The sequence below is a fragment of the Lactobacillus sp. PV034 genome, assembly GCF_014522305.1.
Taxonomy (GTDB): domain Bacteria; phylum Bacillota; class Bacilli; order Lactobacillales; family Lactobacillaceae; genus Lactobacillus.
Genome location: NZ_CP041982.1, coordinates 1,338,849 through 1,362,540 on the forward strand (window position 1 = coordinate 1,338,849; position 23,692 = coordinate 1,362,540).

A 23,692-nucleotide genomic window follows, 5' to 3' on the forward strand; every position below is an offset into this window, starting at 1 on the left:
TGAATAGAATTGTATTTAAAGAAAGGTGAGTAAGATGAAAATACTTGCTATTGTAGGTAGTAACGCAGATCATTCATATAATAGAGACTTGCTAAAATTTATTAAAAAGCATTTTACTGGTAAATATGATATTGAACTTGCAGAGGTCCGTGATCTTCCAATGTTTAAGGAAGGATTTACAGATATACCTGATAGTGTAAAAACATTAAGTGAAAAGGTAGAAGCAGCAGATGCAGTTTTAATTGCAACCCCTGAACAACAACACTCTGTTCCATCATCACTAAAGAGTGCGCTTGAATGGTTATCTTCAGCTGCACATCCCTTCAAAAATAAGCCTATTTTAATTGTTGGGACTTCAGTTTTGCCTCAAGGTTCAGCACGTGGACAAAGTCACTTGAAGTTAGTACTTAATTCTCCTGGATTTGGTGGCATCGTATTTGATGGTGATGAATTTATGTTAGGTAGTGCACCAGAACAATTTGATAAAGATGGTAATTTATCAGAGGGCACAGTAAAATTCATGGATCATTTCTTTGATGAATTTGATGCTTGGTATGCTCAAGTAACTGGTAAGAATACGAAGAGTGTTTTAGCACAAATATTTGATAGAGAGGGTTAAAATAATGAAATTACTTGCTATTGTTGGTACTAACGCAGATTTTTCTTATAACCGTCTTGTAGAAGAATTTATAGCAAAGCGTTATAAGGATCAAGCTGATATTGAAGTTTTTGAAATTGCCGATTTACCTCGCTTCAAAAAAGAAGGCGAACCAGATAAAAAGGTTAAAGAATTTAGAAAAAAGATTCTTAAAGCCGATGGGATTATTATCTCTACTCCAGAATATGACCACAGTATTCCTTCATCATTGAAGAGTGCATTAGAATGGACCGGTAGCCATGCTTTAGGTGATGGCAATGTAATGAAGGGTAAGCCGGTAATGGTTTTAGGTGCTTCTTTGGGGATGCAAGGTGCTTCACGTGCTCAAGAAGAATTACGTGAAATCTTACTTTCTCCTGATCAAAGCGCTAATGTTTTACCAGGAAACGAAGTTTTAATTGGACGCGCACCAAGTAAGTTTGACAAAGAATCTGGTGATTTGTTGGATGAAGCAACTGAAAAGCTTATTGATACAACATTTAAGAATTTTGTCACTTTTGTAAATCAAGCAACAAAATAATTAAGTAGTTTGGCTATGATACAGACCATACCTAGGGTATGGTCTTTTATTGTGAATTAAATCCAAAGTAGTTTAAAATAAAGCCAAGAAGAGTAGATATAGGAGTAAAGTATGTTTGAACCTCTTGTTTTACCTTTAAATAAGGTGGCTAATGTACGTGATTTAGGTGCATATTATGGCTTTAATGGACGAGCAATCAAAAGACACAAATTATTGAGAAGTGGAAAATTATTCAGGCTACCACAAGATGACATGACTTTCTTTGAAAATTATGGTCTCAAAAAAATTATTGATTTTAGAACTTCATTAGAATGTGAAAAGGAACCAGATTCAGTCCCTGCAGGAGTAGAGTATATTCATTTAGCAGTACATGAAGAGAAAAAATTAGGTGTACCAGATCAAGATAAGGAAAAACTAAAAAAGACCTATAGTTTTGATCAATATGCTGGTTTCAAAGTGATGTGTCATCAATATCGTAAAACTGTTCGTTCAACATATTCGCAGGCTGTCTACCGAAAATTTTTTGAGATCTTGGCTAATAATGAAGATGGCGCAGTTCTTTATCATTGTTCTGAAGGAAAGGATCGAACTGGTATTGCTACGTATTATTTATTACATATTTTAGGTGTAGATGGATATGTGATAAGGGACGATTATTTATTTTCTAATTATGAACTTGATAGTTATCGAAAAAAAGTAGATACACTGGCATTAACAAATGGTTCTAATCAATATGTGCGCGCTAATTTACGTTCACTTGCCAGTGTAGCTAATGAATACTTGGATAGTGCCTTAATTTTAATTAATAATGAATATGGTGGATTAGATAATTATCTTAAAGAAAGTATTGGAATTGATCAGGCGATGATAGAACGCTTGAGAGAACTATATTTAGAACCGAAAATTTAAAGAGGGTAAGAATATGATAGAAGATTTTACTAAAAAGCAAATTTCAAAATCAGGCCGTGGTTTAGGAACTATTATTACCTTGCAATTATTTGGCTCAACCGATGAATATATTCTAGACGAATCCTTTGCTCTAATTGCTGGTTATGAGGATCGGTTAACTGTTAACCGTGATAAATCTGAAGTAATGGATATTAATCATGCAGCAGGGAAAAATCCAGTTCAGGTTTCTTCAAGTACTTATAAGTTGATAAAATTAGCAGTTGAAAAAAGTCGAGAAAATTTTGGCTTCAATGCTTTAATTGGGCCAGTAGTAAAATTATGGCATATTGGTTTTAAAGATGCGCATGTGCCTACTGATGAAGCGATAAAAGAAAAGATGGCTTTAACTCATCCAGAAGACGTTATTTTAGATGATGTAAATCAGACTGTTTTTCTGACTAAGCCAGGAATGGAGTTAGATTTAGGTGGGATTGCCAAGGGTTATATTGCTGATCGAATTCGTGATCTTTGGCACGCTTATGATGTACGTGCCGGAATTATTAACTTAGGCGGAAATGTTTTATTTGTAGGACCAAGTCCACGAAGAGAGAGTGGAAAATGGGTATTAGGCGTTCAAGATCCAAAATTAAAACGGGGAGAAAATCTAACTACTGCAACAGTTTCTGAATGTTCTGCAGTTACTTCTGGTACGTATGAACGAGTATTGAAAATTAATGGTAAGCAATATCATCATATTATTGATCCAAAAACTGGCTATCCTGTTAAAACTAATGTTGCAGGGGTAACGCTGTTTACTAGAGATTCAGTTCAAGCAGAAATTGAATGTAAACGTCTATTTTTTGCTGGAAAGCCAATCGAAGGCTGGCAAGATGATGAAGCTGGTCGTTATGGTGCGATTTTCGTTTATAATAATGATCAAATTGAACGTGTGAATGTATAAAAATAAGCGTCATGTATTTTAAACATGACGCTATTTTTTATCCTAAAGTTCGACTAATACCGAACACGGTCTTGAAGACGCCGTTTGAAAGACCTGGAGTATCATAAATAATTGCTCTTAGAAATGGTGAATCAACAGTTTGTTGGATGAACCACTGGTTTTGGAAGGCATCACACATTGATAAAACAACATAGACAACAAAGTAGGCTGCAAATAAAGAAATTAGAGCACCTAAGACATGATCTAATAAGGTGGTAAAACCATGTTTGTTAGGATCTTTTTTGGGTAACCAACGTTTAAAAATTTTTACAATTTGCCGACCAACAAACCAAATAATAAAGAAAGCAATGAAACGATAAATCATTAAATCAAGCGCAGAGTTTGCTGTAGAAGTATTAGTATTGGCAAAATGTGAATACAGCCAATTTCCTAAGCTATTTTGTCCTAAAATTGCAACTGCAAAAACAATGGCGCCAAAAATTAAATTAATTATTCGACGTGAAAAACCAATTTGATAACCTTTATAAACTTGGTAGCCTAAATATAATAAAACTAAGATGGTAACAAGCATAATAATTCTCCTTTGGCATTAATTATAGCTGATTAGAGGATTAGTTTGAGTCTTAAGCTGTGAACTTTTGACGATTTTAAAAAAATAATTCATAATTAATACGTTAAGCTCAATAATTGGGATTGTTTACTTTCCATATTTGCGGTAAATTAATAGTATGTGAAACATGGTTTCACGGGTGAAATATGAATCCAGAAAATTTTATAACAACTTTAACAGAACAAGGTTTTAACCTTAGTTCTCAACAAAAAGAACAGTTTGCAATATATTATCGAGATCTAGTAAAAACTAATGAGAAGGTTAATTTAACTAGAATTACCGATGAAAAAGATGTTTATCAAAAACATTTTTATGACAGTATTACACCAGTATTAGAATTTCCTGATTTATTTCAGGGAGATAAAACTTTGTGTGATGTAGGAGCCGGTGCAGGTTTTCCGTCATTGCCCATTAAAATTCTTTGCCCTAATTTAAAGGTAACAATTATCGATTCCTTGGGGAAAAGATTAAAATTTCTCGAGTCTTTAGTTCAAAAACTAAATTTAGATAATGTAACTTTGGTCCATGCGCGAGCAGAGGATGCGGGACAAAATCCTTCTCTACGGGAACAATTTGATCTTGTAACGGCTAGAGCAGTAGCTAGAATGTCTGTTTTAGGTGAGTATTGCTTACCTTTGGTAAAACCTAATGGTTACTTTATTGCTCTTAAAGGACCTAAAGCAGAAGATGAATTGACTAATGCTAAAAAAGCAATAAAACTCTTAGGTGGTAAAACACAAAAAGTAGTAGAACTAACTCTACCTAATAGTGATGATGAACGAACCTTAATTTTAGTTAAAAAACTAAGTAAAACACCGAAAAAGTATCCACGCCAAGCTGGAACTCCGAATAAAAAACCACTTTAGAGAGTTTAACTGGGAGGAATTTTAGATGCCATTATTTTTTGGACATAAAAATAAAAATGAAGAAAATAAACAAGTTCAAGAGATTGAAATAGATCGAATTGTACCTAATCGTTTTCAACCAAGACGGACATTTAGTGATGAATCAATTGCCGAATTAGCTCAAACGTTGAAAGAACAAGGACTACTTCAACCAATTATTTTACGAAAAGATGAAACTGAAGAAGGTAGATACGAAATTATTGCCGGTGAAAGACGTTTTCGTGCTGCCCGCTCTTTAGACTGGGCTAAAATTCCTGCAATTGTTGAAGATATGGATGATGCAAAAGTTGCCTCATTAGCCTTAATTGAGAATTTACAACGTGAGGATCTTAATCCGATTGATGAAGCACAAGCTTACTTACAATTGATGAAGGTCAATAATTTAACGCAAACTGAATTAGCTAAACAAGTTGGAAAAACACAATCTTATGTTGCAAATAAAATTCGCTTATTGCGTTTAACTCCTAAAGTCCAGAGCTTTTTAGTATCTAAAAAAATTACCCAGCGTCATGGTCGAGCCCTTTTGAATTTGAGTGAAGAAGATCAAGACCGTGCCGTCAGCGAAATCATTAAAAAGGGACTTACTGTTAAAGAAACCGAAACAATGGTTGATGATTTGGATGGCTATTTTACTGCCTTAGCTGAGGCTGAAAAGCAAGCCAATACTAAAGCAAAGAGCAAGAATACTAAAAAGCAAATTATTAAAACTGGTAATGATTTTAAAGTTCAAGTTAATACTATCAAGCAAGCAATTAAAATGGCTAAAAAATCAGGATTAAAAGTTAAGTATAAAGAAGATAAAGAAGAAGACTCATATAAAATTACAATCGAATTATTCAATAAAAATTAAGGAGTAATAATGGTTCAAATTATTTCTGTCGCTAATCAAAAAGGTGGCGTTGGAAAAACCACAACTACGATTAATTTAGGCGCAAGTATTGCTAAACATGGTTATAAAGTCTTAATTGTAGATATTGATCCACAGGGAAATGCAACTTCAGGACTAGGAGTAGAAAAATCTTCTGTTGATCAAGATGTTTATAATGTCATTATCGATGAAGTTCCAATTTCTAAGACAATTCACCGTAGCTCAACAAATGGCTTGGATATTGTACCTGCTACGATTCAGTTAGCCGGCGCGGAAATGGAATTAACGTCTTTAATGGCACGAGAGACAAGACTGAAGCAGGGAATTGATGAAGTTAGTGATCAATATGATTTTATTTTTATTGATTGTCCTCCTTCCTTAGGTCAATTATCTATTAATGCCTTTACTGCATCTGATTCAATTCTAATTCCAGTACAAAGTGAATATTATGCAATGGAAGGGTTGAGTCAATTACTAAATACTATTAGATTAGTGCAAAAACATTTCAATAAAAATCTTGATGTAGAAGGTGTTTTATTAACAATGTTGGATGCCAGAACTAATCTAGGGGCTGATGTTGTAAAAGAAGTACAATCCTATTTCAGTAAAAAGGTTTACAAAACAATTATTCCTAGAATTACAAAATTAGCAGAAGCTCCAAGTTATGGACAAGCAATAACTGAATATGCTCCCAGATCTCGTGGGGCAGAAGTTTATGATTCACTAGCAAAAGAGGTGTTAAAGGCTCATGGCAAGAAAGTCAAACGATGATACTAAGAAAAAAGGTTTGGGCAAAGGCCTAGGTAAAGGTTTAGAAGCTTTATTTGATGAAGGTCCAAAAATTGAAGATGCCGAAGAGGTAAGTGAACTTTCATTAGAAGAGATTCGTCCTAATCCTTATCAACCTAGAAAAACATTTGAAGAAAAGAGTTTAAAAGAGCTAGCTGAATCTATCAAAGAAAATGGTGTTTTTCAGCCGATTATTGTACGTAAGTCAATTAATGGCTATGAAATAATTGCTGGTGAAAGACGTTTTCGTGCTTCTAAATTAGCAAAAAAAGCTACTATTCCAGCAATTATTCGTGACTTTGATGAAGCACAGATGATGGAAGTAGCGGTTCTTGAAAACTTACAGCGTGAAGATTTAACACCATTAGAAGAAGCGCAAGCCTATGAAACACTTCAAAAAAATCTTGGTTTAACTCAAGAAGAGGTTTCTAAACGGTTAGGTAAATCACGACCTTATATTGCTAATTACTTGCGTTTATTGACTTTACCACAAAAGACAAAACGTCTCTTGCAACATGGTGAACTTTCAATGGGACAAGCTAGAACGCTTTTAGGATTAAAGAATAAGGATGAAATTGATACTTTGGCCAAAAAAGTTGTTAAAGAGGGCATTACTGTCCGTCAACTTGAATCTTTGGTAAATCGTATTAATGAAAAAAGTATTGCGCATCCAAAACAAAAGCGTATCAAAAAATCTGCATTTATTAAAGCTAGTGAAGATGAACTTAAGGGTAAATTTGGTACTAGTGTAAATATTACTGAAAATAAAAAGGGTAAAGGTCACTTAGCAATTGATTTTTCTTCTGCAGAAGAATTAAATAGAATATTAGACTTATTGGGTGTTGACTTAGATAAGTAAGTTTACTACTAATAATAACTATATGAGGTGATTTTTCATGTATCATTTAGCAGATATCGTGCAAATGAAAAAACCGCATGCTTGTGGTGAAAACAAATGGGAAATTCTAAGAATGGGAGCAGATATTAGAATTAAGTGTATGGGATGCGGTCATATTGTAATGATGTCACGTGGTGATTTTAATAAGCGATTAAAGAAAGTTATTACAATGGCAAATGATCCCACAACCCAAAAATACGAATATTATATCCCTAAGGATAAAATAATGGTACCCCGTTTTGAAAAGTAATTAGTTAAGGAGAATAAAATGGCATTAACTGCTGGTATTGTTGGTTTACCAAATGTTGGTAAATCTACTTTGTTTAACGCAATCACTAAAGCTGGAGCTGAAATGGCGAACTATCCGTTTGCAACTATTGAACCAAATGTTGGGATGGTGGAAGTGCCAGATCAACGTTTAGCAAGAATTCAGGAATTAGTTCCTGCTAAAAAGATTGTTCATACTACTTTTGAATTTACAGATATTGCTGGATTAGTAAAAGGTGCTTCAAAAGGTGAAGGTTTAGGTAATAAATTCTTAGAAAATATTCGTCAAACTGATGCAATTGTTCACGTTGTGCGTGCTTTTGATGATGACAATATTACCTCTGTCACTGGTAAGGTTGATCCGGAAGAAGATATTAATACTATTAACTTAGAGCTTGCAATTGCAGACTTAGATGCTGTTAATCGCCGTATCAGTAAAGTTCAAAAGGTTGCTCAACAAGGTGATAAAGAAGCTAAAGCTGAAATGGCAGTTTTAGAAAAATTAAAGCCAGTGCTTGAAGAAGGTAAGGCAGCGCGTTCTATTGATTTTAATGAAGATGAACAAAAGATAGTTAAAGGGCTATTCTTATTAACTTCAAAGCCAGTGATTTATGTTGCAAATATTGCTGAAAGTTCAATGGCTGATCCCGAAAGTGATAAGTATTTCCAAATTGTCAAAAAGCATGCAGAAAGTGAAAATGCTGAAGCTTTAGGAATTTCGGCTGCAACTGAAGAAGAAATTGCGGCAATGGATGATGATGAAAGAAAAGAATTCCTTGAAATGGAAGGTGTAGAGGAATCTGGTTTAGATCGTTTAATTAAAGCTGCTTACCATATTCTAGGATTAAGAACTTTCTTTACAGCTGGTGGTCCAGAAACTCGTGCCTGGACTTTCCGTCAAGGGATGAAGGCACCTCAAGTTGCAGGTGTCATCCACTCAGACTTTGAACGTGGTTTTATTCGTGCCGAAGTAGTATCATTTGATGACTTAAATGAATTAGAAACCATGCAAAAAGTTAAAGAAGCAGGTAAACTTCGCCTCGAAGGTAAAGATTATGTGGTTGAAGATGGCGATATTATTGAATTTAGATTCAATGTTTAGGAGTTAAAGCTTTTATGAGTGAAGATAAAAAGGATCAAACTAAACCTGTGGAAGAGGCAAATAAGGCACAGGGACAAGAAGAGTTAAAAAAGCAATCAAAAAGAGCAGCTTATGAAGAAGAAATAAAACATACTGCCCCAGAAGAGTTGCGCAAGAAATTGACAAATAAAAACTCAGATTATGTTTTCAGATTACAAAAAGCATTACTTGAAAATGAAAATATAGCTAATGATCAAGTTGAGCCAGCAATTGATTCAATTTTGCCAGAGATGATTATTGCACAACAAAAGGGTATTCCAGCAAGTACTTTATATAAAATGTCCCCAACAGAAAAGGCAATTGAGTTAACTCATCCTAAACCTAAAAAAGTAGAGCAAAAGTTTGGATTACTAGTACTAGATAATATTCTTTTGTACTTAGCTCTTTTTGCTGGTGTATACGGTGTAGTACAAGTATTTTCTAAAACTCCAAGTGGTGCAGAATTAGGAGCAGTTACATTATTCGTTTTAGTCATCGGTTTAGGTTGGATGATGGCTTACTATACCCGTTGGATGGTTACGCCTAAAGATAAGAGAATGGGTACAGGAAAGATCGTTCTTATTGGAATAGGTGTGTTGATTGTCATGTTTTTATGGGTAACGGCTACGAGTTTACCGGGAATGAGACAACTTAACCCGCCATTGAACCCATGGGCTGAAATTATTATTGCTGTGATCGCTTTTGGAGTACGTTATTACTTAAGACGTAGATATAATATTATTGATCCAGTTAAACAAGCCCATTTACAAGACGGTAAAAAGCAATAAGTACATAGATATTTTATCTAAAGTGGTCTAAAATTATAATTTAAGAGCGCTTATATAAGATATTGATTTAATAAATTGACGCTTCGGCGTCTTTTTATTTTATATTTATTAGAAAATTTAATAAAAGGGGAGAATTTAATGATTTCCACATTACGAAAATCAATCCGACAATATAAGAATTTGTCAATAGCAGCTCCCATTCTAGTTTCTGGTGAAGTTATTGTTGAAATGCTTATTCCTTATTTGGTAGGTATTTTAATTGACCAGGGAATTATGACAGGGAATATGAAGGCCATTGTAAAATGGGGAATTGTTCTTTTTTGCTTGACGATTTTTGCTGTAGCTTGTGGGATTGGTAGTAGTTATTGTGCTACACATGCAGCTGCAGGATTTGCTGCTAATGTTCGACAAGATATGTTTGATAATATTCAGGAATTTTCATTTTCGAATATTGATAAGTTTTCAAGCTCAAGTTTGGTTACTCGTTTGACTACCGATGTTACAAATGTTCAAATGGCATATCAAATGATCATTAGATTTGCAGTACGTGCACCAATGATGTTAGTTGTTGCAGTTGTAATGTCGGTTATCATTAGTCCACGTTTATCATTAATATTTGTGATTATTGCACCAATTTTTGCGATTATACTGGTTTTGTTGATAAGAAGTGCTTATCCATACTTCCCTAAGATTTTTAAGGGATATGACAAATTAAATCAAGACGTACGCGAAAATGTACGTGGAATTCGTGAAGTAAAGACTTATGTGCAAGAACAACCACAAATCAAGAACTTTGAAAAATCTACTGGATTAATTTACAGATTGTTCTCAACTGCTCAAAAAATTATGTCTTTAAACGCAGTTACGGTAATGGCTGTTTTAAATATTTCCACTCTAGCGATTGCATGGTTTGGTGCTAAAGAAATCGTTGGTCATACCTTACAAACAGGTCAATTGGTATCAATGTTTACTTATTCAAACTCAATTTTATTTGCTTTGAATATGATAGCAATGATCATTACCCAATTAGTTATTTCTGGTGCTAGTGCGCAAAGAATTACTAAGGTTTTACAAGAGCAACCAACAATTACTAATCCTAAGGATCCAATTGAAGAAATTCAAAATGGAGAAATTAATTTTAAGAATGTAGATTTTAAATATGCACCTGACGATAAAAATTATGCATTAAAGGATATCAATTTGCATATTAAGTCTGGTGAAACCATTGGGATTATTGGTGAGACTGGTTCTTCTAAATCTACTTTAGTTTCTTTGATTCCTCGTTTATATGATGCAACTTCTGGTGAAGTAGAGGTGGCAGGTCATAATGTAAAAGATTATGACTTAAATGTTCTACGTGACAAAGTATCGATGGTTTTACAAAAGAATGTTCTTTTCACGGGAACTATTAAAGAAAACTTGATGTGGGGTAATGAGAATGCGACAGATGAAGAAATTGTTCGTGCAGCAAAAATTGCCCATGCAGATGGTTTTATTAGAGAATTACCAGATGGTTATGATACTCAAATAAGTCAGGGTGGTAATAACGTTTCTGGTGGTCAAAAGCAACGTTTGACTATCGCACGTGCCTTATTGAAGAATCCAAAGATTTTGATTCTTGATGATTCAATGTCTGCTGTTGATACTAGTACCGAACGTGAAATTCGTCATGCTTTAGTTAATGATATGCCAAATACCACAAAAATTATTATTTCTCAGCGTATTGTTTCTATTAAAGATGCTGACCACATTATCGTAATGGATAAGGGTAGAATTCAAGCTATTGGTACTAATGATGAATTAATGAAAACAAATGAACTCTATAGTTCAATTGCTAAATTCCAAGAAGAAAAGTAGGTGAAATAGTTTGGATCAAGCAGAAAAGAAATCTCAATTAAAAGGTAAGAGAGGTAAAGTTTTAGGCCGCTTATTAAAACTAGTTTTTACTACTAGTCCTTGGATGCTGGTTGTCTCCATCGTCGGGATTATTTTATCAGCAGCTTCTGGAGTTATTGGATCTTTATTTATTGAAAAATTAATCGATTCTTACATTACTCCTTTACTGCATGAAAAAGTACCTAATTATCAGCCTTTGCTTTATGCTGTCTGTGTAATGTTAGGTATCTTTGTTATTGGGTGGATTGCTAATTACTTATTTACAGTTTTAATGGCTGTTTTAGCACAAAAAGTTCAATATAATGTTCGAAATAAAATGTTCACCCATATGGAGTCTTTACCAATTCCTTATTTCGATCGTAATGAATATGGGGATATCATGAGTAGATATACTAATGATATTGATACTTTGCAACAAATGATCTCTCAATCAATTCCTCAATTCATGAATTCACTCCTAACATTAATTTTCGTAGTAGTCGCAATGTTAACTTTAAGCTGGCAGTTAACAATTTTATCCTTTATAATTTTTGCCTTATCTTTTGGAGTAGTAAAATTTTTGACTACTAGATCTAGCCGCTACTTCAAAATTCAACAAGAAAAAATGGGTGAATTAAACGGTTATGATGAAGAAATGCTTAACGGTCTAAAAGTTATTAAGATTTTTTCTCATGAGCCAGAAGCTAAAGAGGGTTTTCAAAAGTATAATGATCAATTACGAATTGCTTCAGGAAATGCAAATGCCTATGCCAATGTCTTGTTCCCAATCATGGGAAGTATTGGAAATTTACTTTATGTATTAGTTGCATTTGTAGGTGGAGCAGCAGCAATTAATGGTTGGGTTCCAATTACATTAGGTGCGATTGCATCGTTCCTGCAATTATCACGTCAGTTTAGTATGCCGATTTCACAGATTTCTCAACAATTAAATTCAATTGTTATGGCATTAGCTGGGGCAGATCGAATTTTTGAATTAGAGGATGAACCTTCAGAAGTTGATGATGGAGATGTAACTATTTGGAAGAATCCTGATAAAAAGCATGAATTTGATTGGGTAGTGCCAGAAAAGGATGGTCAAAATAAGAAGGTGCCAATTAAAGGTCATATTATTTTTGATAAGGTAAATTTCTCCTACGTTCCTGGACATCAAATCTTGTATGATATCAATATTGATGCTAAACCAGGAATGAAAGTTGCTCTGGTAGGAGAAACAGGAGCAGGAAAAACTACCATTTCGAATATGTTGAACCGTTTTTACCAAATTCAGTCTGGTAAAATCACTTATGATGGTGTACCAATTTCACAAATCAAACTAAATGACTTACGTCATTCTTTGGCTATTGTTTTACAAGAAACACATTTATTTAGTGGAACAATTAGAGATAATATCCGTTTTAGTAAACCTGATGCTACTGATGAAGAAGTACGTGAAGCAGCACGTCTATCTCATGCGAGCGAGTTTATTGAGAATTTGGCAGATGGTTATGATACAGTGATTGATGGTGATGGGGGTGACCTATCACAAGGCCAAATGCAATTAATTAGTATTGCCCGGGCGATGATTGCTGATGAACCTGTTATGATCTTAGATGAAGCAACTTCAAGCATTGATACTAGAACTGAACGAATGGTTCAAGCAGGAATGGATAATTTATTAAAAGGGCGAACAAGTTTTGTTATTGCCCACCGTTTATCAACTATTGTTAACTCTGATTTAATTCTTGTTCTTGATCATGGTCATATTATTGAACGTGGTTCTCATGAAGAATTACTTAAGGAAAAGGGCTATTATTACGAACTTTATACTGGTAAGAAAGAAATTCAATAATTAATTAAAGGTGCTAAGCTTTTGAAAAAAGTTTAGTGCTTTTTTATGACTTTATTAAGGATAGAGTTATAAGTAAAACTTTTATGAAATTAAGGGTAAAATAGTTCTAAATATAAAATGTATAATATAAATTGTAAATATAAAAAATTATAGGAGAGGAATTCTCTATGAAAGTCTTAGTTGTTGATGACGATAAAGAAATTGTTGAACTTTTAAATATCTATCTAAAAAATGAAGGATATGAACCAGTAAGTGCTTATTCTGGTAAAGAAGCTCTTACTAAGCTTTCTACTAATCCTGATATTGCTTGTATGATTTTGGATATTATGATGCCTCAAATGTCAGGAATTGATGTAATCAAGGAAGTCAGAAAAGATTCAGAAATCCCAATTTTAGTTGTATCTGCTAAATCAGGCGATATGGACAAAATTCAAGGTTTGATTACTGGTGCTGATGACTATGTAGTAAAGCCTTTCAATCCACTTGAAGTAATGGCTCGTGTACGTTCTTTATTACGTCGTAGTCAAAAGGAAGTTAAAAGTGATGAACCTGATATTTTGGAAGTGGGCCCATTAATTATTAATAAAGATTCTCATGAAGTAAAAACGGTGGATGGCACGCCAATTCAATTAACTGCGTTAGAATTTGGAATTCTTTATATGCTTGCTAGTCATCCTAACCGTGTATTTTCAGCCGATGAAATTTTTGAACGTGTTTGGCAACAAGAGTCAGTAGTGTCTGCAAAAACTGTTATGGTTCACGTATCTCACTTACGTGATAAGATCCAAAAAGCTACTAATGGTGAAGAAGTCATCCAAACTGTTTGGGGCGTTGGTTATAAAATAGAAGCTTAAGGAAGCAATGAAAAAACAAAAAGTTAAACTCACTGCACGAGAAAAAAGTGAACTATTTGGTGAAGCAGTAGTTACAATTGTATTGTTACTACTGCTAAATTTATCAGTTGTAATTCTACTTAATCTAGCAGTAATAAATGATCCGCATTTAGAGAATAATATTTTCTTTCTAAAAAAGAATATTACTTTATGGAATGGATCGCATCTTTGGTCTTGGCAACGTGGGTTCATCATTATTTTAGTGATTTTTGATGTTATTATTTTGTGGTGGAGATTAATTAGACGTTACCGCCAAATGCAATTGCGTCATGTGATTGATGAATTGCATTATATTGCGGATGGACACTTTGATCATCGTATTCCTTTTACCGTAAAAACAGATCTTCAAAAAGTAATTGATTCAATTAATGCCTTAGTTGATAGTACTGTGGCAGCAATGGAAGAGGAAAGGCAGATTGAAAAGTCAAAAGATGATTTGATTACTAATGTCTCGCATGATATTCGCACACCATTAACTTCTATTATTGGATATTTGGGGTTGCTTAAGTATCAAGATGATTTAAGTAAAGAAAATAAAAAATATATCACTATTGCTTATGATAAATCCTTACAAATGAAGTCGTTAGCAGATGATTTGTTTGAATATACAACCTTAAAAGCAAGTAATAAGAGCAAATTAGTATTAGCACCACTACATGTTAATTCAATGTTAGAACAGGTAGCGGCTGGATTTGAATTAGAAGCAAAAAATAAAAAGATAGAATTTAATGTAGAAACAAGGCCACATGATTTGACAATTCAGGCTGATGCCAAAAAATTAGTTCGGGTCTTGAATAACTTGATTACCAATGCGCTTAAGTATGGAGAAGGCGCGACACAAATTAATTTAATTGCTAATAAAGTAAATAATAAGTATGTTGAATTAAGAGTTGAAAATAATGGTAAAAAAATACCTGAAGAAGCTCTTAAATCAATTTTTGAGCGTTTTTATCGAGTTGAATCATCCCGCAACCTGCAAACAGGTGGAGCAGGTTTAGGATTAGCAATCTCTCAAAATATTGTTGAACTCCATGGTGGAACTATTACTTGTAAGTCAGATGATAATTGGACAAGTTTCATTATTAGATTACCACTCAATTCTCCCCAGGAATAAAGGGGTGTGCTATAATTTAGGCTGAATTGATTTGATTATAGGAGAAAAAATGACTGAATCTAGCATTTCACTAAATACTTGTATTTTAATTTTGAAAGAGCACCATTTGCTAAAATCTAGTGCTGTTCAAGATGCTGTACCAACAAAATTGGATTATATTTCTTATGATTCGCGTGATATCAAAACCAATACTTTGTTCTTTTGTAAGGGACAAGCATTTAGACCTACATATCTTTCTATGGCAAAAGATAATGGAGCGGTATGTTACGTAGCTGAACAGCCTTATCCTGAAGGCAAAGGAATGCATGCTCTCATTGTTAGAGATGTTTCAAAAGCAATGGCTTTGTTATCTGCTGCCTTTTACAATTTTCCTCAAGATGATTTGTATGTGGTGGCCTTTACTGGTACTAAAGGAAAAACTACATCTGCTTACTTCTTGAAAGGGATGCTAGATGAGGTTAATGGAGGACGTACGGCTCTAATTTCATCAGTAGATGATGTTGTCGGTCCTAACCCAGAAGATCGTTTTAAGTCTAGCTTAACTACGCCAGAGTCATTGGACTTATTCCGTGATATGCGTACTGCTGTAGATAATGGTATGACTCACTTAGTAATGGAAGTTTCTTCTCAAGCTTACAAAAAGAATCGTGTCTTTGGTTTAACTTATGATTTAGGTTTCTTTTTAAATATTACTCCAGATCACATTGGACCAAATGAACACCCAAACTTTGCGGATTATTTGCACTGTAAATTACAACTAATGGTAAATTCGCGTAAATGTATTATTAATGCCATGACTGATCACTTTGATAAAGTTTATGCAGCCGCTACTACTACCACTAACCCAGATAGTATTTACTTATTTGCAGATAATAAATTTGAAAATCCAAACTTAGAAAAGACAATTGACTTCCGTTTTGAATCTATCGAAACAGATATGGCAGAAACTAAGTTTAAGCTATATTGTGAATCAGAAATGGCTAAAAAGTTGCCAATCGCTGGGGAATATACTCTTCAAATGATTGGGGACTTTAATGAAATTAATGGTACAGCTGCTATTATTGGAGCAGGGCTTGCAGGTGAAGACTATCAAGAAGCTGCTAAAGGGATTCGTCATGTCACAATTCCTGGTAGAATGGAGACTCTACCTTCTGATAATCATGGTACTGTAGTAGTTGATTATGCCCATAATAAAGCATCAATGATGGCATTAATGGGCTTTATGAAAAAAGAATTTAATAATCCTAAGATTATTGTAGTAGTAGGGGCTCCAGGAGATAAAGGAGTATCTCGTCGTCCTGGCTTTAGTGAAAGTTTAAGTGCTTATGCAGATAAGGCATTTTTAACAACTGATGATCCTGGATTTGAAGATCCAAAAGATATTGCTGATGAAATTAATGCCGGAATTGATCATTCAAAAGTTGATGTAACTATTGAATTAGATCGTGAAAAAGCAATTCATGATGCTATTGCCATGGCTGGTAAAAATGATATTGTGTTAATTTGTGGTAAGGGTGCTGATCCATATCAAAAGATTCGTGGTGTTGACACTCCTTATCCAACAGATATTAAGGTTGCTGAAAAGGTAATTAAAGATCTTGAAGGTGACCAAGATTAAGTTTAGTAAGGGATAAACATGAAACATTTTTTCTCGATTATTGGTGGTATGGGAACAATAGCTACTGAAAGCTATGTTCGTTTAATTAATCATCGTGTAAAAATTTCTAAAGACCAAGATTATCTGAATTATAGTTTAGTAAATGACGCGCAAGTACCAGATCGTACGGCTTATATTAAAGATCATTCTAAACCCAACTTCTTTTATGATTTAAAAGATGATATTGAAGGACAATCTAAACTAAATCCTGATTTTATTGTAATGGTCTGCAATACGGCCCATTATTTTTATGACGATTTGGCTGCCTTAACTAATGTTCCTTTCTTGCATATGATGAGAATTGCAGTCCACAATTTTGTAGAAAATTATCCAAAAGAAGAAAAAATTGGTTTAATTGCTACAGAAGGATCGATTTATGATCATCTTTATGCTGACGAACTTGAAAAAGTGGGTAAAAAAGTTGAGTTAGGTGGGCCAGAGATCCAACCAATGGTAAATAAGTTGATTTATGACAACATTAAGGAAAAAGGTGTTGTAGATAAAGAACTTTATCATAAAATTTTGCAAACTATGCATGATAAATATGACTGTAACGTGATTTTACTAGGATGTACAGAATTATCTTTGGCACAAGAAAAAGCTCCTGATCATCCTTATAACGTCATTGATCCCCAGTCAATTATTGCAGATGTTTCAATTGAATTAGCTCTAAAAATTAGAAATGGTATGGATCCAAAAGAAGCTACAAAGAAATATTTATATGAATAATAAAAAGATTTGATCTTAGAGATCAAATCTTTTTTGTTAAGATAAATTATTTTAATGAAAAACTAAGAGAGTAATTGCTTTTTAAAATGTAAGCGTTTATCATATTGATAGATATGGAAGGTTGCTAACTGAGGAGGCTATAAAATGATTTATACAGTTACAGTTAATCCAGCATTGGATTATGTAATACAGTTAAAGGCAATAAATCCAGGCGAAATAAATCGTACTGATAAAGCTCAATTTTTAGTTGGTGGAAAGGGTATTAATGTTTCTCAAATTCTTAACCAACTTAATGTTGATAATACTGCATGGGGATTTATTGGAGGATTTACTGGTAAAGAATTAGTGCGTCAATTAAACGTAAAGAAGATTGTTAGTGACTTTGTGACAATTAGTGATGACACACGAGTTAATATCAAAATCCACGCCCAAAAAGAAACAGAAATTAATGCAGCTGGTCCAAAGATTGATGCCCAAGAAATTGCAGCTTTTAAAGCTCGTTTAGATGATGTAAACGCTGGTGATATTGTAGTTTTAAGTGGTAGTCTTGCTCCAAGTTTACCAACTGATTTTTATAAAGATTTGTTACCAGCTATTAAAGAAAATGGTGCTGAATTTGCTATCGATACTACTGGACAAGCATTGCTTGATACTTTAGAATACAAGCCTTTGGTGATTAAACCAAATCTTCAGGAATTAGCTGATTTATTTGATACTAGCTTTAATAATAAAGAAGAATTATTTGCTGCCGGAGAAAAGTTACGTAAAATGGGTGCTCAAAATGTAATGATTTCGCTGGCAAGTGAAGGAGGATATTTAATTACTAAGGATCATATTTATTATGCTAGTGCTGCTAATGGAATTGCTGTAAACTCTGTGGGTGCCGGTGATTCAATGATTGCAGGTTTTGTGGGAACTTACTACAAGACGCAAGATCCTGTTGAAGCCTTCAGAGTTGGGATGGCTTGTGGTGGTGCTACCGCCTTTACTGAAGATATTGCAATTAAGAGTCAAATTGATACAGTATTACCACAAATTAAAGTTGAAGAGATCCGTTAGAATATTTAAAAAGTGCTTTGTAATAAAGCACTTTTTTTGTGTAATAATTAGGTTTTTATAAATTTTTTTAGTATAGTGGAGATAAGAAAGTTGCAATTAGAATTGAGGGATCAAAATGATAAAACTGATTGCTACTGATATGGATGGAACTTGGCTTAATGCAGAAAAAACTTATAATCATGAATTATTTCAAAAAGATTTTAAGTTAATGCAAGAAAAAAACATTAAGTTTGTAATTGCCAGCGGAAATCAATATGAAAATCTCTTAGCATATTTTCCAGAAAATGCGCGTAAGCAAATGTATTTTATTGCTGAAAATGGAGCTCTTGTGGCTGAAGGCAATAATATTTTGAAAATTGATAGTTTAAGTAGGGATTTATATGATTTAATTATCAGAATTTGCCAAACTTATCCATATCCAATAATTATTGCTGGAATAAAAAGTGCTTATATTCTAAAGTCAGCTGGATCAGATTTTTATAATTCAATGACCAGATTTTATCGAAAAATCAAGTTAATTGATAATTTAAACGATATTAAAGATCAAATATTTAAAGTTAGTCTAGTTGTGCCAGAAGATAAGATGCCTAAAATATTGCATGAATTAGAACGACAATATCCTCAAATTGGTATTGTTGCAGGAGGATATGATTCAATTGATTTCTCAGCGCCTCATGTTACTAAGGCGTCGGGGTTAGAATTTTTGAGTAAAAAATTAAATATTATGTCTGATGAAATGGTGGCTTTTGGTGACAGTGGTAATGATATTGCCATGCTTAAATATGTAGGCAAGAGTTTTGTGACCAATACTGGAATGACAAGCACTAAAAAGGTGGCAGACCATATAATAGGGTCTAGTCAGGATAGTAGTGTTCAAAAAGAAATTATAAAATTACTTGAAAATTAGGATTAAATATTTTAAAATGACCAGTTAACTATTTTAGTTAACTGATTTTTGTTTTGAGACTATTAAAATAGTAAAAGGAATTTTAAATAGTATGAATAATAAAAAAAGAATTAGTATATTGGCAATATTAGTAACAATGTTACTAGTAGTCAGTGGCTGCACTAAGCAAACTAAAAAGAATGATAAAATTAATATTGTTACTTCTACTAATGTTTATGCAAATATTGCACAGAATATAGTAGGTAAGTATGGGAAGGCTGAAGCTATTATTCAAAAGAGTACAGTTGATCCTCATGATTTTGAACCAACAACGGCTGATGCGAAGGTAGTAGATAGTGCTAATATTGTTGTGGCTAATGGCTTAGGTTATGATAGCTGGATGAATAATTTAGCAAGTGCTTCTAATAAAAAAGTAGTGCTTGTAGGTGAGGATTTAATGAAGTTAAAAAAGGGAGATAATCCTCATATTTGGTATGATTTGAATATGCCAGTGAAGTATGTAAACTATTTGGTAAAAAAACTTTCGCAGATTGATCCTAAGCATAAGGCTTATTATCAAGAAAATGGCGAAGCTTATATTGCTAAAATAAGTAAAATCAAAAAGATAGCACAGGGAATTAAAGGACAAGATAGTAAACCAGTATTTGTTAGTGAGCCAGTATTTGATTACGCTTTAGAAGAAGCTGGTTATAAAATTGGTGATAAGGGCTTTGAGGAAGCAATTGAAAATGATACTGATCCCAGTCCTAAGTTAATTAATCAAATGACAAATGCGATTAATCAAAAGAAAATTGCCTTTTTTGTTAATAATACACAAGCAACTAGTTCAACTGTGAATGGATTTATAAGAAAAGCTAAAGCAAAAGATATTCCAATATTGAATGTGAGAGAAACAATGCCAACTCATGTTTCTTATCTTAATTGGATGAAACAAAATTATACAAACTTAGCTAATATTTCTAAAAAATAGAAGATATAGTTATGAGAGGTGCAACTTGAAAGATATTTTAGAAGTAAAAGATTTATCAATGAAATTTGATAATAAAGTGATCTTTAAAGATCTTAATTTTAAGCTAAAAGAAGGTTCAATGACTGCACTATTAGGACCAAATGGAGCAGGAAAAACTACTTTAATTAGAATTTTAATGAATTTATTGGAACCGACGGCTGGTATATTTCGATTTGATAAGTCTGTGCGGTTAGGATATGTGCCACAGTTTAGAAATATTGAGGAAGATTATCCTTTATCAATTAAAGCTTTTGTGGGTCTAAATGCGTCAACTTTTAAAACAAGTAAAATAAAACAAAAAATTGAACGTGAACTAGAAGAAACCAACTTACTAGAAATTCAAAATACTAGAATGGGTAAGGCTTCTGGGGGTCAAAAACAAAGGGCGTATTTGGCGCAAGCCTTATTGGATAGTCCAAATATGATTATTTTAGACGAAGCAACTGCTAGTTTAGATCCGAGAGCAAAAGAAGAACTGATGGAACTCATTAAACACTTGAATGAAAAGCATCAAATGACTGTGTTATTTGTGACACACGATTTGGTACTGGCTAAAAAATACATGAAAGAATACTTGTATTTAAATCATCAAACAGCTCAACAGGGAGTAATGAGTGACTTTGAGGGGGATTACGAATAATGTTTCAATTTGAATTTATGCGTTTTGCCTTTTTAGCGTCTACCTTCATTGCAATCACATGTGGTGTCGTAGGAATTTATGTAGTTTCAAGAAACTTTAGTTTCTTAGCCCATACCTTATCCGAAATTGGTTTTGCCGGGGCTGCTTTTGCAGTATTTATGGGAATAGCGCCTCTTTGGGGGATGTTGTTATTTACCTTACTTGGCTCAGTTAGTGTAGGTGAACTAACGACCCGAAGTGATCAAAAAGAGTCTTCAATTAGTGCAATTTCTGCCTTATTTATTGGCTTAGGGGTATTATTTTTAGCAATTTCTGGCTCTAATAGTCGTTATGCAACGAATATCTTATTCGGTAGTATTATTGGGGTGGATTATACTGGTGTAGTGCAATTAGTCGTGCTATCAATTATAGTTTTATTGCTTATTTTTTTAGTACAACGTCCTTTAAATTTTGATTCTTTTGATCATATTGGTGCACAAGCTCATGGTGTTAAAAGTGGGATTGTAGGAGTAGTATTTCTTGTAGCACTAGCTATGTCAGTTTCGATTGGATCACAAATTGTGGGCTCATTACTGGTATTTATCTTACTTACTTTGCCTGCCTCAACTGCTAAATACTTAGGTAGAACAATTGGCTCAATGATGATTTGGTCAATAATGATAGCGCTAGTTGGAGTTTGGGCTGGATTATATTTAGGTTTTTTAACTAATTGGCCAGTTACCTTTTTTATTGCAATTATTGAAGTGGCAATTTATTTAGGAACCTACTTCTTTAATTTGTTTAGAAATTCTTTTAATTAAAAAATGGAAGGGATACAAAATCCCTTCCATTTTTTTGTTTTAATTTTAAAGTTGATTAATCAAATTTTCGAATTCATTTAAACGCTTTTCAAAGGTGGTAAAGGCGTCTTCTAAGTAATTCTTTTGGGTCATGTCTACCCCTGCTTTTTTCATAATTTCAATTGGGTAGTCACTAGATCCAGCTTTTAGAAAATCAATGTAAGCTTGCGTTTGTTCAGGAGTTCCATGAACAATTTTATTTGCTAGGGCAGTAGCTGCAGCAAAACCAGTAGCGTATTGGTAAACATAAAAGTTGTAATAAAAGTGAGGGATACGAGCCCATTCCAAGGCAATATCTCCACCTGGTTCGACGCTATCGCCATAATATTTTTGATTTAGTCGGCTATAATAATCGCTTAAAACTTCTGCAGTTAAAGGAGCACCTTGAGCATCAGTTTCATGAATAAATTGTTCAAATTCAGCAAATTGAGTTTGGCGGAATAAAGTACCCTTAAACGAATCTAAGTAGTGATTCAAAATGAATGCTCTTGTTTTAGGTTCAGTGATTTTATCTAAGAAATATTCAGTTAGAATATTTTCATTTGTGGTTGAAGCAATTTCTGCTACAAAAATTGGATAATCACCATAAATAAAAGGTTGAGTATGACGAGTGTACCAAGAATGAACTGAGTGACCTGTTTCATGAACTAAAGTAAAGAGGGAGTCTAAATTGTTTTCCCAGTTTAATAGTTCGTAAGGATCAGTATCATAAGAGCCACCTGAATATGCACCGGTAACTTTGTTTTGTGATTCAACTACATCGATTACCCGATTATTGAAAATATAATCTACATGTTTTAGGTAATCTTCCCCCAAAGGAAGAAGAGCTTTTTTAGCTTCAATTTTTGCTTCTTCAAAATTGTAAGATAAAGCTGGTTCTCCAGTGAGAGGTACATACATGTCGTACATTTGGAGATCAGGTAAATTTAAAATCTTTTTTCGTAAAGCAACATAGCGATGAAGTAAATCTAAATGTTTGTTAACTTCTTCAATTAAATTATCATAAACCTCAGTTGGAATATTATTATTACTTAGTGCGTCTTCACGAGCAGAGTGATATTTATGCATTTTTGCATCAAAATTATGTTGTTTAGTTGTACCGGCTAAGGTAGAAGCAAGGGAATTCTGAAATTGACCGTAAGCATCATACATTGTCTCAAAAGCATTTTTTCGTACGTTGCGATCTTGTGATTGAATTAAAAGTGAGTAAAGTCCATCGGAAAGTTGAACCATTTCCCCATTGTCATCTTGAGTAAAACCAAATTGAATATCTGAGTTGGTTAAAACATTAAAAGTATTAGCTGAACTTTCTAAAGCATTTTGAGCAGCTGCAATAATTTTTTCTTGGGCTGCAGGCAAGGTATGTGATCGCTTATTGGTTACTGTTTCAATGCGATGTGCATAATCTTTTAGTCTAGGTTCGTCTACCATATATTTGTCTAATTCGGCAGCTGGAATACTCAAAATTTCAGGATCTACGAATGAAGTAGCCGCTGAGAAATTACTAAGCAAAGCTTGAGCCTTAGCCACATATCCTAAATATTTGGTGTTACTAGTATCTACGTCGCTAGACATAGTGGCATAAACGTATACCCTTTCTAATTTGCGCTCAATATTTAAAATTTTTGTTATGCCTTCATATAACTTTTGCCCAGATTGTACTAGGCTACCTTTTAACTTTGCTAAGTTAGGAATAGCTTCATTAATAGCCTGGTATTCTTTCTCCCAAGCTGCATCATTTTCAAAAACACCGCTCAAATCCCATTTTAGATCTTGTGCTACTTCATCTCTAGTTGGAATAGCCATAATCATCCTTCTTTCTTTATCTTAAATTTACTATTAATTATAG

Annotated in this window: 24 protein-coding genes; 22 read left to right on the forward strand and 2 right to left on the reverse strand. The window is 33.5% G+C overall.

The annotated features are described in order from the left end of the window. The first annotated feature begins 34 nt into the window (after positions 1 to 34). The 4 genes from FP432_RS06720 to FP432_RS06735 all read left to right on the forward strand — a co-directional run bounded on the left by FP432_RS06720 (position 35) and on the right by FP432_RS06735 (position 3,027). Entirely contained in the window at positions 35 to 619 is a 585-nt protein-coding gene (locus FP432_RS06720) for an NADPH-dependent FMN reductase (RefSeq protein ID WP_265488551.1), read from the forward strand. Positions 620 to 623: 4 nt separating this feature from the next. After that, positions 624 to 1,178 carry an NADPH-dependent FMN reductase gene (locus FP432_RS06725; RefSeq protein WP_265488552.1) on the forward strand — a complete coding sequence of 185 codons (555 nt, stop codon included), beginning with the start codon at positions 624 to 626 and terminating at the stop codon, positions 1,176 to 1,178. A gap of 111 nt (positions 1,179 to 1,289) precedes the next feature. After that, a complete protein-coding gene (locus FP432_RS06730) occupies positions 1,290 to 2,087 on the forward strand; it encodes a tyrosine-protein phosphatase (RefSeq protein WP_265488553.1) in 798 nt (265 codons plus the stop codon). Positions 2,088 to 2,100: 13 nt separating this feature from the next. Continuing rightward, complete coding sequence (locus FP432_RS06735; protein WP_265488554.1) at positions 2,101 to 3,027, forward strand: FAD:protein FMN transferase; 927 nt, start codon at positions 2,101 to 2,103, stop codon at positions 3,025 to 3,027. Between the two features lie 37 nt (positions 3,028 to 3,064). Here the strand turns inward: FP432_RS06735 and FP432_RS06740 are convergent, their stop codons facing one another. After that, positions 3,065 to 3,598, reverse strand: a complete 534-nt coding sequence (locus FP432_RS06740) for a CvpA family protein (RefSeq protein WP_265488555.1) — start codon at positions 3,596 to 3,598, stop codon at positions 3,065 to 3,067. Between the two features lie 185 nt (positions 3,599 to 3,783). Here FP432_RS06740 and rsmG point away from each other — a divergent pair, with 185 nt between their 5' ends. The 18 genes from rsmG (at position 3,784) to FP432_RS06830 (ending at position 21,804) form a co-directional block, all read left to right on the forward strand. Next, complete coding sequence (gene rsmG, locus FP432_RS06745; RefSeq protein WP_265488556.1) at positions 3,784 to 4,503, forward strand: 16S rRNA (guanine(527)-N(7))-methyltransferase RsmG; 720 nt, start codon at positions 3,784 to 3,786, stop codon at positions 4,501 to 4,503. 25 nt (positions 4,504 to 4,528) lie between these two features. Further along, on the forward strand, positions 4,529 to 5,392 hold the full coding sequence (gene noc / locus FP432_RS06750; RefSeq protein ID WP_265488557.1) for a nucleoid occlusion protein: 864 nt from the start codon (positions 4,529 to 4,531) through the stop codon (positions 5,390 to 5,392). Between the two features lie 9 nt (positions 5,393 to 5,401). Next, positions 5,402 to 6,181 (forward strand): ParA family protein, encoded by a 780-nt coding sequence (locus FP432_RS06755; protein WP_265488558.1) that lies wholly within the window; start codon positions 5,402 to 5,404, stop codon positions 6,179 to 6,181. Further along, positions 6,159 to 7,058, forward strand: coding sequence for a ParB/RepB/Spo0J family partition protein (locus FP432_RS06760; protein ID WP_265488559.1), 900 nt, complete (start codon positions 6,159 to 6,161; stop codon positions 7,056 to 7,058). The genes FP432_RS06755 and FP432_RS06760 overlap by 23 nt, the downstream gene beginning before the upstream one ends. A 37-nt stretch (positions 7,059 to 7,095) precedes the next feature. Further along, positions 7,096 to 7,347 (forward strand): DUF951 domain-containing protein, encoded by a 252-nt coding sequence (locus tag FP432_RS06765; protein WP_265488561.1) that lies wholly within the window; start codon positions 7,096 to 7,098, stop codon positions 7,345 to 7,347. Positions 7,348 to 7,365: 18 nt separating this feature from the next. After that, entirely contained in the window at positions 7,366 to 8,466 is a 1,101-nt protein-coding gene (gene ychF / locus FP432_RS06770; RefSeq protein ID WP_265488562.1) for a redox-regulated ATPase YchF, read from the forward strand. Positions 8,467 to 8,480: 14 nt separating this feature from the next. Beyond that, positions 8,481 to 9,272 carry a DUF1129 family protein gene (locus FP432_RS06775; protein WP_265488563.1) on the forward strand — a complete coding sequence of 264 codons (792 nt, stop codon included), beginning with the start codon at positions 8,481 to 8,483 and terminating at the stop codon, positions 9,270 to 9,272. A 138-nt stretch (positions 9,273 to 9,410) separates the two neighbouring features. After that, on the forward strand, positions 9,411 to 11,129 hold the full coding sequence (locus FP432_RS06780) for an ABC transporter ATP-binding protein (RefSeq protein ID WP_265488564.1): 1,719 nt from the start codon (positions 9,411 to 9,413) through the stop codon (positions 11,127 to 11,129). A 10-nt stretch (positions 11,130 to 11,139) separates the two neighbouring features. After that, positions 11,140 to 12,996, forward strand: a complete 1,857-nt coding sequence (locus FP432_RS06785) for an ABC transporter ATP-binding protein (RefSeq protein ID WP_265488565.1) — start codon at positions 11,140 to 11,142, stop codon at positions 12,994 to 12,996. 167 nt (positions 12,997 to 13,163) lie between these two features. After that, positions 13,164 to 13,850, forward strand: a complete 687-nt coding sequence (locus FP432_RS06790) for a response regulator transcription factor (RefSeq protein WP_265488566.1) — start codon at positions 13,164 to 13,166, stop codon at positions 13,848 to 13,850. A gap of 7 nt (positions 13,851 to 13,857) precedes the next feature. Beyond that, a complete protein-coding gene (locus FP432_RS06795; protein WP_265488567.1) occupies positions 13,858 to 15,003 on the forward strand; it encodes a sensor histidine kinase in 1,146 nt (381 codons plus the stop codon). Positions 15,004 to 15,052: 49 nt separating this feature from the next. Beyond that, positions 15,053 to 16,621 (forward strand): UDP-N-acetylmuramoyl-L-alanyl-D-glutamate--2,6-diaminopimelate ligase, encoded by a 1,569-nt coding sequence (locus tag FP432_RS06800; protein ID WP_265488568.1) that lies wholly within the window; start codon positions 15,053 to 15,055, stop codon positions 16,619 to 16,621. A gap of 18 nt (positions 16,622 to 16,639) precedes the next feature. After that, entirely contained in the window at positions 16,640 to 17,389 is a 750-nt protein-coding gene (locus tag FP432_RS06805) for an aspartate/glutamate racemase family protein (protein WP_265488569.1), read from the forward strand. Positions 17,390 to 17,533: 144 nt separating this feature from the next. Beyond that, on the forward strand, positions 17,534 to 18,448 hold the full coding sequence (pfkB, locus tag FP432_RS06810; RefSeq protein WP_265488570.1) for a 1-phosphofructokinase: 915 nt from the start codon (positions 17,534 to 17,536) through the stop codon (positions 18,446 to 18,448). Positions 18,449 to 18,563: 115 nt separating this feature from the next. Continuing rightward, positions 18,564 to 19,355 carry a Cof-type HAD-IIB family hydrolase gene (locus tag FP432_RS06815; RefSeq protein WP_265488571.1) on the forward strand — a complete coding sequence of 264 codons (792 nt, stop codon included), beginning with the start codon at positions 18,564 to 18,566 and terminating at the stop codon, positions 19,353 to 19,355. A 91-nt stretch (positions 19,356 to 19,446) separates the two neighbouring features. Then, positions 19,447 to 20,325, forward strand: coding sequence for a metal ABC transporter solute-binding protein, Zn/Mn family (locus FP432_RS06820; RefSeq protein ID WP_265488572.1), 879 nt, complete (start codon positions 19,447 to 19,449; stop codon positions 20,323 to 20,325). A 58-nt stretch (positions 20,326 to 20,383) separates the two neighbouring features. Then, positions 20,384 to 21,004, forward strand: a complete 621-nt coding sequence (locus FP432_RS06825; protein ID WP_265489617.1) for a metal ABC transporter ATP-binding protein — start codon at positions 20,384 to 20,386, stop codon at positions 21,002 to 21,004. Beyond that, a complete protein-coding gene (locus tag FP432_RS06830; protein WP_265488573.1) occupies positions 21,004 to 21,804 on the forward strand; it encodes a metal ABC transporter permease in 801 nt (266 codons plus the stop codon). The genes FP432_RS06825 and FP432_RS06830 overlap by 1 nt, the downstream gene beginning before the upstream one ends. A 45-nt stretch (positions 21,805 to 21,849) precedes the next feature. On the opposite strand, the gene pepF is transcribed toward FP432_RS06830, so the two are convergent. Further along, a complete protein-coding gene (gene pepF / locus FP432_RS06835) occupies positions 21,850 to 23,649 on the reverse strand; it encodes an oligoendopeptidase F (RefSeq protein WP_265488574.1) in 1,800 nt (599 codons plus the stop codon). Positions 23,650 to 23,692 lie beyond the last annotated feature (43 nt).